A 13,588-nucleotide genomic window follows, 5' to 3' on the forward strand; every position below is an offset into this window, starting at 1 on the left:
GGTCGTGAGCCCTAAAAAGCCTGATTCCTCATAGGGTGTCAATTTGTTTGTTAACTTTACTAACTAATCGCCACGGAGTATCTTTCCTGAAGAAAGGCGGCAAACTATGTTCGTCCGAATGGACCATGTCAGTATCAAAGAACGAAGTGCCGGGGTGAATCAACGGGGTGTCCGCGATCACAACGAACGCCTCATTCTGTCCATTCTGTTTCGCCACCGCGCCGTGTCCGCCGCCGAGATCGCCCGCCGGACCGGCCTGTCCCGCCCTACGGTCTCCACCATCCTGCGTAGGCTGGAGGACGACGGCTTCGTCCAGCGGGGGGAGCCGGTCAAGGGCAAGGTCGGTAAGCCTTCGATTCCCATCGAACTCGGCTCCGAAGGGGCCCTGGCCGTGGGCATGAACCTGGGCCGCAAGAGCGCGGATCTGCTGCTGCTGGATTTTGCCGGCAACGTGCGCCAGCAGCTGCGTACGACCTATGATTATCCCATGCCGGACGCGATCTTCGAATTCCTGAAAGACGGGCTTGAAACCCTTCTGTCCGGCCTGACCGCAAAGCAGCAGGGTCGGGTCTGCGGCATCGGCATCGGACGGCCTTTTGAGCTGTGGAAGTGGCATGATCTGACCGGAGCCGCGGCGGAAGAATTCCAATCGTGGCAAGATGTCGATTTTGCCACAGAAGTGGCCAGGTTCAGCGACCTGCCGGTTTTTGTCGTTAACGATGCCACGGCGGCCTGTCAGGCCGAGCATATGTTCGGGCGCGGCAAGGATTTCCGCGATTATGCCTATTTCTTCATTGGGTCTTTCATCGGCGGCGGGGTGGCGATGAATGGCACCGTTTTCGAAGGCAATCGGGGCAATGCCGGGGCGCTGGGATCGATGCGCACCACCGGCCCCCTGGGCGAAAGCCTGCAACTGATCGATACCGCGTCGCTGCACCTGCTTGAGGCGCGCCTGGTAGAGGCCGGGATCGGTCCCGAAATCCTCTGGCGCAAACCGCAGGACTGGAGCGGTCTGGAACGCTATGTGGAGGCCTGGATCGGTACAACGGCACAGGAGTTGGCAAAGGCGTCCCTGTCGATATGCTCCGTCATCGATTTTGAAGCCATCATCATCGATGGCGCCTTCCCGGTCGCTGTGCGTGAGGAACTGGTCGAACGCGTGCGCCGCTATCTGGCCAATCAAGACAAGCGCGGTTTGATCTCGCCGCAGATCGAGGCGGGAGTTGTTGGCGAAAACGCCCGTAGCATTGGCGCTGCCGGCGGTCCGATCTTCACGCAGTTCCTACTCGATACCAACGCCGGGCTGGCCGCGCTTTGACCCGGTTTCAATGCAAAATCCCGCGCGCAGGTGCGGCAGCGGCGCAGCACTGCGCGGAGCGAATGTCATGATCCTATGCTGTGGTGAGGCCCTGATCGACATGATCCCGACCCCGACCGATGGCGGGCGCGACGGGTTTGTGCCCCATTCCGGTGGCGCCGTATTCAACACCGCCATCGCACTTGGGCGGCTTGGCCTGCAGACCGGTATGTTGACCGGCCTGTCCCGCGACATGTTCGGTCAGCAGCTTGTCGAGGACATGAAGGCCAGTCACGTGGATACCACCCATGTCATCACCTCGGATCGCCCGACGACCTTGGCCTTTGTCAAACTGACGGATGGCCACGCGTCCTACAGCTTCTTCGATGAAAACTCGGCTGGCCGGATGCTGCTGCCTGCTGATATGCCGCTGCTGCCGGAGGATATCACGGCGCTCTATTTCGGCGGCATCAGCCTGGCCTGCGAACCCTGCGCCACCGCCTATGAGGATCTTCTGGCGCGCGAAGGCGCATCCCGCGCGGTGATGCTGGATCCGAACATCCGGCCGGGTTTTATCGAAGATATCAACCGTTTCCGCGCCCGCCTGGACAAGATGATGGCGCTGGCGGACATCGTGAAAGTGTCGGATGAAGACCTGAACTGGATTGTTCCGGGGCCGATGCCGCTGCCGGAAAAGGTTGCGGTCGTGCAAGCTAAGGGTCCTTCTGTGGTGGTCATGACCCAGGGCAGTAAGGGGGCGACGGGGTTTCTCGCCAGCGGAGAAAGCGTGCACACCCGGGCCCGTCCCGTTCAGATTGTAGACACGGTCGGAGCCGGGGACACCTTCAACGCCGGCCTGCTGGCCCGGCTCAGCGAACTGGGCGTCTTACAAAAAGCGGCCCTGCGCAACTTGCCCGCAGACATGCTTGCAAATGCGCTGTCTTTCGGCGCAGGTGTTGCCGCCGTGACCGTCTCCCGCGCGGGTGCGAACCCGCCCTGGGCGCGCGAACTCTGACAATATCGCAGCTATTGGCCTTGTTGCGCAAATGGGTCGTGGGGTTCACGGCATGAAACCAGCCTGGTAGCTTGAGGCATGAGCAGTTGGGTTTCTACGAAGTACAAGACCACGAACTGGTCGTCTTACAATGAAGCGTTGAAGCAACGCGGATCGCTAACGATCTGGTTCGATTCCGACATGGCGTGAGAGCCCCCGCCGACCGGGAAACGTGGGAGGCAGCTGAGTTTCAGCGATGCGGCGATCCACACCTGCCGTGATGTTCGGCATGCCACTGCGGCAGACAACCGGGTTCATGCAGAGCCTTCTTCATATGGTCAGGCTGGACTGGACCGTGCCTGACTTCAGCACCTTGTGCCGCCGCCAGCGAACGCTGAACGTGAGCATCTCCTATCGCCCGCTGAACCTTCTGATCCCCTCTCAGGCATTGCTGCGCAATACCTTGCCGGGCAGCACCGGTATCAAGTCTGAGGGCGAAGGTGAGTGGAATGCCCGAAAGCATGGTGGCTCCAAGCGGCGGATCCGGCGCAAAATACACATCGGAATTCATGAGTAAACGCTGAAGGTCAGAGCCGTCGAGATCACCGGCGGCAATATCGGTGACGCGGCCATACTACCGGACCTGTTGGATCAGATCTGAGCGGATCAGGTCATCGCGACGGTCACCACCTATGGGGCCTACGACTCCCGTAAGTGCCACGAGGCCATTACCGCTCGAGATGCTGCCGCTGTCATCCTGCCGCGCAAGAACGCCAAACCTTGGAAACCCACCAGCGCCGGGGCCATAGTCGGCAACGAGACCGTCAATGCATCTCGATACCTCGGCGGCGCTGTTTGGCGACGATGGAGTGGATATCACCGCCGGAGCCGGGTCAAGTCAAAGATGAACTGCATCAAGCTGTTCGACCAATCCCTGATGGTGCGCGACTTCGAGCGCCAAGTCGCGGAGCTGCAGGTCCGCATCGCCGTGCTGAACGGCTGCACTGCGCTTGGCATACCTGTCACAGTGGCTATAGGCGAAATCCGTCCGGGGAAAGGGGAAGACCCACCTTCAACCGATTTGCAAAAAAGGCCGCCGTTGAGGTCAGTTCAGGGCCGAACAGGCAGATCTCTCCCGGATTTGATCGGGATTAAGGCGTGGACATGAAACCTGTCCAAACTGTGAAAAGTTCTATCACAGGAGAGGCGGGTCATGCCCGAAGACGCAACGAAGTCACAGCACCATATCGTAGGTGGAGGTATTGCTGGTTTGTCGGCGGCGGTGTTTCTTTGCAGGGACGCAGGTGTGCATGGCGAGGACATATGCATCTACGAACAACTCGGTATCGTCGGCGGGTCGCTTGACGGGGCGGGTGACGCAGAGACCGGCTACCTGGTCCGGGGCGGTCGAATGTTCGAGGAACACTTTGCCTGCACCTTTGATCTGCTCGAAAGTATTCCATTGACGAGCGATCCGGCGAAGTCTGCCAAGGATGATATCTTCGAGTTCAACCGAATGGTGCCAGGCTCATCCAATTGCCGCCTCATTCGGGGCGGAAAGCCGGCAGAAGATCGCTATGATCTCACACTCGGCGCGCAAGATATCGTCGATCTCAACCGACTGCTCTTGCACCCGGAAACCGGATTGGGCGCTCAAAGGATAGACGACTGGTTCCAGCCCACCTTCTTCGACAGTAATTTCTGGTTGATGTGGTCCACAGTGTTTTCGTTCCAGCCTTGGCATTCCTTGGTCGAGATGCGGCGATACCTGCGTCGCTTCATCCACCTATTCCCTGGCTTCACCCGCATCACCGGCATTCTGCGGACACGATACAATCAGTACGACTCGATGATTGCCCCGATCCTGACTTGGCTGCAGGCCCGTGGAGTACGCATCGAGACTGACAAATGCGTGACCGACGTGACGATCGAAGGCACGCGGCAGGACCGTCGTGTCACCTCTCTGACCCTGGACGATCACAACACGGTTGAGGTCGGCTTGGACGACGGCGTCTACCTTACATTGGGGTCCATGACCGATGGATCGGTGCTCGGATCCGCGGACCGCGCACCGCTGCTCAACGAACAAGTCGCAGGTGGCTGGAGCCTCTGGCGGAAGCTGGCGTCGCGGCACGAAGGCTTTGGCAAGCCCGAAGTGTTCTGCGGCGACACAGGCAAGACCGGCTGGAACTCATTTACGGTGACGATGGACGACCCCGATTTCTTCGAATTCATGGAGGATTTTACCAACAACCGAACTGGTACAGGCGGCTTAGTGACATTTGCCGATTCCGGTTGGACGCTATCTATTGTGCTGTTCCATCAGCCGCATTTCAGGGGGCAAAAACACGGCACCTACACCTTCTGGGGCTATGGATTACGAGGTGACCGCAAAGGAGATTTCGTGAAGAAGCCAATGTGGGAAGCGACCGGGCTGGAAATCATCGAAGAGCTTTGCGGGCATCTGCGCTTGGTGGGTGATCAGCGAAAATGGTTCGAGAGTGCGAAAATCATACCATGCCGGATGCCCTACATCACAAGCCAGTTCATGCCGCGTCAAGCGGGGGACCGCCCGGATGTGCGCCCGCATGGGGCTCGCAACTTCGCCGTGATAGGACAGTATTGCGAACTCCCTCGGGACTGTGTGTTCACGGTGGAATACTCAGTTCGCTCTGCACGAACTGCGGTCGCGAGTTTAACAGGTCGTGTAACCCCGCCTCCTCCCGTGGCGCGTACCGATCTCGACCCAAGAGTGCTTATCCGCGCATCCCGTGTTCTTCTTGGAATATGACGCAATAAGGATTGCGCCGTATCTTGCCTCCGAGGCAAAAGGATCTCTGCCTCGCGCTTTTCAGGCCGCACTGACTTTCGTTGAACTGATCCGTTCGAGGAGGAACGACAGCCGAAATTTGACTGCAAACGTCAGTGCGCGCACTGAGGAAGTCGCCTCCCCTTTGGACCATGTTGCGCGGTGCCATGAAGGGCTGCTTTGGGGAGGTGCGCAGTAAGTTTGGCCATCCTGTCAAATGTCCGCTCTAGGGCCAGTCATGCCAGTTCTCTCCTCAAGGAGCCTCGGCTTTGCAAAGGCCACTTCGTGCGCCTAGCGGACACCATTGAAGGTGCTGGCGGCCCCCCTTCAAGCGGGCAATGCTTAAACTGTGCCGTCTAGTCGCCGTGGAGCCCTTATTTCCCGGTAACCTGTTGTTTCTGTGACCTCAGGGTTCGGGGGAGTGCTCAAAGTTGCCTCTGCGTGAGGACGCTACAAAGGTATTCAAAATGCTTCTGGGCCATGCCGCGATAGGCGCGCCACCCGTCTGCCGTGTTCTGCGCAACTGCATCTGACAAAACGGCAAGGGGGCTGCCATCCGAGCGGGCCAGGATCAGGGTCTGAGCGGCCTTTTCGAAGAAATAGAGATCCTCGAAGGCCTCCGCCACCGTATCGCCGACAATGGTGACACCGTGGTTGCCCATGACCAGTACCGATTTGTCGCCAATCGCATCGGCCAGCCGCTCGCCTTCCTCGGTGGCATCAGCAATGCCACCAAAGGAAAGGTCATAGGCCGTGCGCCCATAGAACCGGGCCGTATTATTGTCGATCGGCACCATCGTCGGGTCCTTGAGGCAGGCCAGCGCAGTCGCATAGGGCGAATGGGCATGCAGCACGACCCGTGCCTCGGGCAGGCGGCGGTGCAGGGTGCCGTGTACACACCAAGCCGAGGCATCCGCCGTTGCGGGTGTTTCCCTGGACTGGCTGTCCAGCAACAGCAAGTCCTCTGGCGCGATGGTGTCGAAATGCTGCCATTTGGCGTTTAGCAGAAACTGCTGCCCATCGGCTGAGACCGCTGCGCTGAAGTGATTGCCGACGCTTTCCGACCACCCCAGCATGTGGCAGATACGGAAGGCATTTGCCAGATCCGCCCGCAGGACCGTCTCGGTATCGGGGAGTGTTGCTGCGTAGGTCATGCCTTGAACCGCCCTTCGCTGACCAGCGCGCGATAGGTGGAGCGCATCTCGGAGCGGTCCACGTAGCAGCCGCGCAGATAACGGTCGCCGCTGGTTGCCGTATAGGCGGCGCGGCCATGCACGATGCGGTGGTTGTCAAAGACCATGCATTCGCCGCCCTTCATCAGGAAGCGCATCATGTATTTCTCTTCCTGCAGCATCCGACCAAAGCGGCAGAAGGCGGGGTAGTAATCGTCCAGCAGCTTTTGATCGAGGTCGAAGATATCGGCCATATGCTGGCTGATGGTGAGGCCCTCGACCTCGCCGTGCTGATCCAGCTCAATCACATACTGGCGCGAGCGCGCATCATAGGTGTCATGTTCGCAGTAAAACGGGATCGGTACCTCGGTCAGCAGCTTGAAACCCTCGGGGTCGCGCTGGCGGAAGTCATTGGCCACCGCAACGCCATCGGCATAAAGGCTGTCACCGCCTTCAACCGTGTTGACGCGGCAATGCAGGAACTGGATGCCGGGGGCGAACTCCTCGGCCGGGGTGTCTGTGTGCAGCTCCAGCGCGCCAGCGGTATAGGCGGTGTTGGTCGGGTTGATGTGGGTCTTCACATCAAAATAGGTGCCAAAGAAGGTCGGGCGCACGCAGCCCATCAGCTCAGCCGTTTCGGTTAGCCCTTCATCCGTGTCCGGCATGTCGGTCAGGATGGTGAAACCGTGTACCAGCATTGCCTCGATCCACTTGGCGCGGATAGCGTCATCGGCCACCAGCTCTGGCTGGGAAAACCGCGGAACCGAGGGGTAATGGTCACCGAACCAGGCGACGCGCGACAGGTCGGCGGGATCGTGGCGAGTCTTGCCGCCCGCATAGGTTTCCAGCCAGGACAGGGGCAGGCGGGTGATGTGGTCTTCGTCCTGCCAGCGGATCACCAGCATGTCGCCATCGAGCTCGGCAGTTTTGGCGCGCGGGGGCACGTCGAGGTGGAAGATATCGAAACTGCGTTCGCGCGTGACCGGGCTGAAGGAACTGGGGCAATTGTCGCGCAGCCAGTAGTAGTTGAAGTAGTGTGTCTTGCCGTCGGGCAGCGTAATGTCGAGGCCTTTTTCGCCAAGACCGGTTACGGCAGGGATAGCGAGGGAGGAGCTGAGATCGTTCATGGAGGAGCCGCGTTTGTTGATTTGCTTTCTGCCATGCAGCATTTCACGGGAAAGGGCCTTGACGACAGCCTGTTTCGGATGAAGATAACTTAAGCAATGGATTAAGTTATTCGATGGAACATCTCCCCCCACTGCGCCTTCTTGTGACCTTCGAAGCCCTGTCGCGGCATGGTTCGATGCGGGATGCGGCGGCGCGCCTGAACGTGACCCAACCCGCAGTCAGTCAGGCGGTCAAGGCGCTGGAGGAACACGTGGGAGTCGCGTTGTTTGACCGGCGGGTGCGGCCCGCGCGCCTGACAGATGCCGGCGAGATGCTGTCGCGGGCAGTGCGTGAAGGGTTGGGGCGGATTGCGGCCACGCTGGAGGATATCCGGGCGTTGCATGCCATCGGGGAACGGCAGGTGACTGTCTCTTGCACCGTCGGAATGGCGACCTACTGGTTGATGCCAAGATTGCCAATGTTTTACGCGGATTACCCGGATATTACCGTAAACGTGCAGGCTCCGGCGAGCGATTTGCCAGTGATGACGCCCGGTATTGATGTGGCTTTGCGCTATGGCAGTGGTGGCTGGCGCGAAGGGCGCACGGAAAAGCTGTTTTCTGAAGCGATTTGCCCAGTCGGTGCGCCTGCTTTGGTAGATCGGCTGTTGGCCGAGGGATGCGCGCTTGCCCAGGCGCCGCTGATCCATGTCCGCAATCCAAGCAATGGCAACTGGGCGGGCTGGGAGGACTATTTTCAGGCGCGCGGCATCCTGCGTCCGCGCGGTGGAGGTCAGGTGTTCAATAATTACGTGCAGGCGGCGCAGGCGGTCTACGACGGGCGTGGGCTTATGCTAGGGTGGCGGTCGATCACGGGGCAGGCAGAACGGGACGGAGCACTGAAGGCCTGGCCTGAGGGGGCATTGGATCTGGGCACAGGATATTTCGTTACGACGGCCAGCGCACCATCGCAGGACACGGGTTTTTTCCTCGAATGGGTGCGCGGGGAAGCCGCTGTATTCTAGATCCTTTGCACCAGCAGCCAGTCGATCAGCTTGCGCACGTCTTGGTGCCTGCGCAGATCGTCCCGCTCCACCAGAACGAAATTTGTCTGCATGGGCAGGTCCAGATCAAAAGGCGCAACCAAGCGTCCCTCGTCCAGCGCGCGGCGGGCAAAACTGCGCGAGATGAGCGCGCAGCCGTGCCCCGCCGACAGGATCTGCATGGCGACCAAGGAGGAATCGGCCTTCATCCAGTGAGGCGGGCGCGGGGCATCAATGCCGCAGTGATGAAACAGGCGATCCCAATCCGTTTCCGATCCCACGACCTGAACGATATCCGCGCGGGCTAGGGTTTCCTGATCGGGCTCCGGGCCAAAATGGGCGGCATAATCCGGGTGACACACCAGCGTGGCTCCTTCCACGGGGAGCGGGTGAACCGTCTGCTCTGGCCATTCCCCTTCGCCATAGCGGATGTCCAGATCGACCCCGGCGCCATCAATCCGGTCTGACCAGACTGCGGTGGAGAGTTCGACGTCGATCTCTGGAAACTCCAGCGCAAAATCGCGCAGCAGCGGTGCCAGGATAAGGGCTGCAAAACTGATAGAGCAGCGCACGCGGACGACCGATTTGCTTTGCACCCGAAACAGCCCATCGGTGGCCGCCTGCATTTCGACAAAGGATTTGCGGACCGGGATCGCATAGGCCAGCCCGATATCCGTCAGTTGCACGCCTTTTGGCAGGCGCTTGAACAGTTGAATGCCAAGATGATGCTCCAACTGGCGGATCTGTTGGCTGACGGCGGCAGGCGTCAGGTGCAGCTCCTCCGCGGCCGCGCTGAAGGAACTGTGACGTGCCGCTGCCTCGAAGGATCGCAGCCAATTGACATGAGGCAGCCTGCGCATGGGAGCTCCGTTCTTTAACCGGCCCATCATGGGGTGCCGCCAAATGGGTGGCAAGCCCTCCTGCCACAACCTGATTTGGGTCAAAGCAGTCATAGACATTGTTTGCAGTTCGGGGGCGCCCGCGCGCATCTGGAGACACGTTTCCAGCAGCCGGACCTACGCCGATGACCGAAGCCCCATCAGAGCAAAATTACGACTTTATCATCGTCGGTGCAGGCTCGGCCGGATGCGTTCTGGCCGAACGTCTGACCCGGTCCGGTCGCCATCGCGTGTTGCTGCTGGAGGCCGGAGGCAGCGACCGGAAGTTCTGGATCAAGCTGCCGGTGGGCTATGCCGTTACATTTGCAATGGCGGCATTGAACTGGGGCGATCACGCGGCGCCGGATGTGGCATTGAACGGGCGGTCCATCTACTGGCCGCGGGGACGGGTGGTCGGCGGGTCGAGTTCGATTAATGCGATGGCCTATGTCCGGGGGCTGCCGCATGACTTTGACGACTGGGCGCGCGCGGGGGCCGAGGGCTGGAACTGGACGAAGGTCCGCGACACCTATCAAGCGCTGGAGACCCACTCGGATGGCACGGGCGATGGTCCCGTCTGGGTGCAGGATCTGTCCGATCAGATGCATCCATTCTCGGATCGTTTCCTGCAGGCTGCGCAGGAAGCTGGTCTTGGCACGGCAAAAGACATGAACGCGGAGGGCGCAGGAGGGCTTAGCCATTATCGCAGTACCGTTCGCGGCGGGATGCGCTGGTCCTCCGCCGATGCCTTTCTAAGGCCAGCCCTGCGTCGCCCGAACCTGACGCTGCTGACCCGCGCCGAGGTGCAAGGGCTTGACCTGGAAGGCGCCCGCGTCGTCGGTCTGCAATATACCCACGGTGGCCAGCGATGCACTGCCCGCGCTGGGGAAGTGATCCTCAGTGCAGGCGCCATCAATTCCCCCCAACTGTTGCAGCTGTCGGGCATCGGCCCTGCTGATCTGCTGCGGGAGCATGGGATTGAGGTACGCCACAACCTGCCGCAGGTCGGCGAAGGGCTTCAGGATCATCTTGCTATTTCGTGGCAGTTTCATGCGCGGGAGCAGACACTCAACGCGGTTCTCGGCACCCTGTCCGGGCGACTACGGGCAGGGGCGGCATATGCCCTGACGCGGCGTGGCCCGTTGTCTGTACCGGTGAACCAGATCGGAGGCTTTGTGCGCTCTGGTGCGGATGCCCAGGCCCCGAACCTGCAACTGTTCTGCAATCCGGCGTCCTATGAGATCACCCCGAAAGGCAAGGTGGTGATGGACCGGCAGCAAGGCTACTTGCTCTCGGCGCAACCCTGTCGCCCGACCAGTCGCGGCCGCATCCGGATCCGCTCTGCCGATCCGCGCGAAAGGCCGCTGATCGAGGCGAATTCACTGGCCACGCCCGAGGATCGCGGGATGGCTGTACGTGCCAGCCGGGTGTTGCAGCGGTTGGCAGAAACGCCTGCGCTCAGGGCGGTGACATCCGGCTGCAAGACCAAGGGCTTTGCCGATATGGAGGATGAGGCTCTGCTCGAGGCCTTTCGGGCGCGGGCCTCAACGGTCTACCACCCGACCTGCACCTGCCGCATGGGAGAGGGGCCACAGGACTCCGTCGTCGATGGGCGGCTGCGCGTGCATGGCCTGGCCGGGCTGCGTGTGGTCGATGCCTCGGCTTTTCCCAACATCACCTCGGGCAACACCAACGCGCCCACAATGATGCTCGCCGCGCGCGCAGCAGATCTGATCCTGCAAGACAGCAGTTGATCGCCCCCAATCAATACGGAGCAGCATATGCGCCTTGAGACACTTGAAACCTTTGTCGTCGGCAACCCGCCGCCCCGCCACGGCGGGCGCTATTTCATTTTCGTCCGGGTGACGACGGCCTGCGGCATCACCGGTGTCGGTGAAATCTACAACGCCACCTTTGGTCCGGAAGTATGCTGCGCCATGGCGCGTGACATGTTCGAGCGCCAGTTCGAAGGCGCTGATCCACAGCAGGTCGAGCTGTTGTTCCGCAAGGCCTATGGCGCGGGCTTCACCCAGCGCCCGGACGTCAGCGTCATGGGCGTGTTCTCGGGCTTGGAAATGGCCTGCTGGGATATTCTGGGCAAGGCCGCGGATAAGCCGGTTGCGGACCTTCTGGGCGGGCGCGTTCATGAGCGCCTGCGCAGCTATTCCTACATCTACCCCACTGGCGGCGACGTTTATCCGGACCCCGATCAGCCCAATGCCTACAATGATCCGGGCATCGCGGCCGAGATCGCGGTGCAGATGGCAGATCAGGGCTTCACGGCGTTGAAATTCGATCCGGCCGGACCTTACACCATCTTTGACGGCCACCAGCCTCGGCTTGAGGACATCAGCCTCTCGGTCGCCTTTTGCCGCGAAATCCGCGCGGCGGTGGGGGACCGTGTCGATCTTCTCTTTGGGACGCATGGGCAATTCACCGTTTCGGGCGCGCGGCGGATGGCGCGGGCGCTGGAACCCTTTGATCCCTTGTGGTTCGAGGAACCGGTGCCCCCCGAAAGCCCGGAGGCCATGGCCGAGGTCGCCCGGTTTACCTCCATCCCCGTCGCCGCGGGGGAGCGTCTTTGCACCAAGTATGAGTTCGCCCGGGTACTTGAGACAGGTGCGGCCTCGATCCTGCAGATGAACCTTGGTCGTGTCGGGGGGCTGCTTGAAGCCAAGAAAATCGCTGCCATGGCTGAGGTCAAACAGGCGCAAATCGCACCCCATCTTTATTGCGGACCGATCGTGGCGGCGGCCAATATTCAGATCGCGGCGGCTTCGCCCAATTTCCTGATCCTGGAAAGCATTGGCCGTTTCGATGGCCCCTACATGTCCTGCGTAAAGGGCGGTATCGAATGGGAGGATGGCTATGTCCTCCCTTCGCGGGCGCCCGGACTGGGGCTGGAGCTTGACGATGCCGCAATCGCTGCGTTGCCCTACGAGGGGCGCGAACTTCACCTGACACTCGACACCGCACATGTGACACCCTGAAAGGCAGAGAGACCATGATTGTTCTGAACGAATTCTATATCGGCGGCGACTGGCAGGCGCCTGACAGCAGCCAGACCATGCCCATCCTGACCCCGTCGACGGGTGCGCAGGTGGGGCAGGTGACCCTTGGCAATGCGCAGGACGTGGATCGCGCGGTAGCGGCGGCGCAGGCCGCCTTTGTCAGTTATTCCATGACGACGAAGGATACGCGGCTGGCCCTTTTGCACCGACTGGCAGAGGTGATGCAGGCCCGTATGGAAGACCTTGCACAGGCGATCACCACTGAAGTGGGCGCGCCGATCACCATGTCGCGCGAGGTGCAGGCCGCTTCGGGGCTTGGCCATCTTGAGGCGTTCATCGCCACGCTTGAGGCGCATCAGGAAGAAGAAGCCCTGACCAACGGTGATATCGTCAGCCACGAACCGATTGGCGTTTGTGGATTGATCACGCCGTGGAACTGGCCGATTAACCAGATCGCGTTGAAGGTCATCCCGGCGCTGGCGGCAGGCTGTACCTGCGTTCTGAAACCTTCGGAGCATACGCCTCTATCGGCGCAACTCTTTGCTGAGATGATCCACGAGGCAGGCTTCCCGCCTGGGGTATTCAATCTCGTGTTCGGTGACGGCCCGTCGGTCGGCGCTGCCCTGTCCCGGCACAAGGACGTGGCGATGATGTCCTTTACCGGATCCACCCGCGCAGGCAGTGCGGTTTCGCGTGATGCGGCGGAGACGATCAAGCGGGTGGCGCTGGAGCTGGGCGGCAAATCTCCCAATGTGATCTTCGCCAATGCCGATCTGGAGGCGCGCGTGACCGAAGGTGTGCGGGAGTGTTTCGACAACACCGGTCAGTCCTGCAACGCACCCACCCGGATGCTGGTTGAGCGCAGCGTCTATGATCGCGCCCTCGACATCGCCCGCAGCGCCGCCGCGGCCCAGACAGTCGGCGATCCGCATCAAGAAGGCGATCACATCGGCCCGCTGTTTGATCAACTGCAATATGACCGCGTGCAACGGATGATCCAGATCGGCATGGACGAAGGAACACCCTTGCTGTTTGGCGGGCTGGGACGCCCCGAAGATCTGCCTGCGGAACTGGCACAGGGCTGGTTCGCCCGGCCAACGATCTTTTTCGATGTCACCCCGGAGATGACACTCTGGCGCGAGGAGATCTTTGGCCCGTGACCTGCCCCCCGAAATCTCCCGCACTTTAATGTAGAGTTTGCTCAACCTCTTGATGGAGCAAACAGATGCGAAAGAGCCGTTTTACAGAAGCACAGATCATCGGAATGATCAAAGAACA

Annotated in this window: 10 protein-coding genes and 1 pseudogene; 8 read left to right on the forward strand and 3 right to left on the reverse strand. The window is 60.7% G+C overall.

The genetic code is table 11. From position 1 onward, the window contains the following. Window positions 1–106: 106 nt before the first annotated feature. The 4 genes and pseudogenes from SM764_RS06345 to SM764_RS06360 all read left to right on the forward strand — a co-directional run bounded on the left by SM764_RS06345 (window position 107) and on the right by SM764_RS06360 (window position 5,082). Window positions 107–1,318 carry an ROK family transcriptional regulator gene (locus SM764_RS06345; RefSeq protein ID WP_369001310.1) on the forward strand — a complete coding sequence of 404 codons (1,212 nt, stop codon included), beginning with the start codon at window positions 107–109 and terminating at the stop codon, window positions 1,316–1,318. Between the two features lie 67 nt (window positions 1,319–1,385). Continuing rightward, window positions 1,386–2,312, forward strand: coding sequence for a carbohydrate kinase family protein (locus SM764_RS06350; RefSeq protein WP_368947726.1), 927 nt, complete (start codon window positions 1,386–1,388; stop codon window positions 2,310–2,312). Window positions 2,313–2,390: 78 nt separating this feature from the next. Beyond that, a pseudogene (locus SM764_RS06355) lies at window positions 2,391–3,459 on the forward strand (IS5 family transposase). A gap of 45 nt (window positions 3,460–3,504) precedes the next feature. Continuing rightward, a complete protein-coding gene (locus SM764_RS06360) occupies window positions 3,505–5,082 on the forward strand; it encodes an oleate hydratase (protein ID WP_369001311.1) in 1,578 nt (525 codons plus the stop codon). A gap of 443 nt (window positions 5,083–5,525) precedes the next feature. Here SM764_RS06360 and SM764_RS06365 read toward each other — a convergent pair whose 3' ends face one another. Together SM764_RS06365 and SM764_RS06370 are read right to left on the reverse strand one after the other, a co-directional pair. Further along, on the reverse strand, window positions 5,526–6,254 hold the full coding sequence (locus SM764_RS06365) for a class II aldolase/adducin family protein (protein ID WP_368947724.1): 729 nt from the start codon (window positions 6,252–6,254) through the stop codon (window positions 5,526–5,528). After that, window positions 6,251–7,399 carry a TauD/TfdA family dioxygenase gene (locus SM764_RS06370; RefSeq protein WP_368947723.1) on the reverse strand — a complete coding sequence of 383 codons (1,149 nt, stop codon included), beginning with the start codon at window positions 7,397–7,399 and terminating at the stop codon, window positions 6,251–6,253. The genes SM764_RS06365 and SM764_RS06370 overlap by 4 nt, the downstream gene beginning before the upstream one ends. A 113-nt stretch (window positions 7,400–7,512) precedes the next feature. Here SM764_RS06370 and SM764_RS06375 point away from each other — a divergent pair, with 113 nt between their 5' ends. Then, a complete protein-coding gene (locus SM764_RS06375; RefSeq protein ID WP_274836401.1) occupies window positions 7,513–8,403 on the forward strand; it encodes a LysR family transcriptional regulator in 891 nt (296 codons plus the stop codon). Here SM764_RS06375 and SM764_RS06380 read toward each other — a convergent pair. After that, window positions 8,400–9,281, reverse strand: coding sequence for a LysR substrate-binding domain-containing protein (locus SM764_RS06380; protein WP_368947722.1), 882 nt, complete (start codon window positions 9,279–9,281; stop codon window positions 8,400–8,402). The two genes, SM764_RS06375 and SM764_RS06380, sit on opposite strands and share 4 nt — an antisense overlap. Before the next feature lie 164 nt (window positions 9,282–9,445). On the opposite strand from SM764_RS06380, the gene SM764_RS06385 reads away from it, so the two are divergent. The 3 genes from SM764_RS06385 to SM764_RS06395 are packed head-to-tail and all read left to right on the forward strand — an operon-like array spanning window position 9,446 to window position 13,470. Then, on the forward strand, window positions 9,446–11,053 hold the full coding sequence (locus tag SM764_RS06385) for a GMC family oxidoreductase (protein WP_368947721.1): 1,608 nt from the start codon (window positions 9,446–9,448) through the stop codon (window positions 11,051–11,053). Window positions 11,054–11,080: 27 nt separating this feature from the next. Next, window positions 11,081–12,289, forward strand: coding sequence for a mandelate racemase/muconate lactonizing enzyme family protein (locus SM764_RS06390; protein WP_368947720.1), 1,209 nt, complete (start codon window positions 11,081–11,083; stop codon window positions 12,287–12,289). A gap of 14 nt (window positions 12,290–12,303) precedes the next feature. Further along, the gene (locus tag SM764_RS06395; protein WP_369001312.1) at window positions 12,304–13,470 is read left to right on the forward strand and encodes an aldehyde dehydrogenase family protein; all 1,167 of its coding nucleotides are present in this window, start codon (window positions 12,304–12,306) and stop codon (window positions 13,468–13,470) included. Window positions 13,471–13,588: the final 118 nt, after the last annotated feature.

This window comes from Pseudophaeobacter sp. 1A16562 (assembly GCF_041008785.1).
Classification (GTDB): Bacteria; Pseudomonadota; Alphaproteobacteria; order Rhodobacterales; family Rhodobacteraceae; genus Phycobacter; species Phycobacter gallaeciensis_A.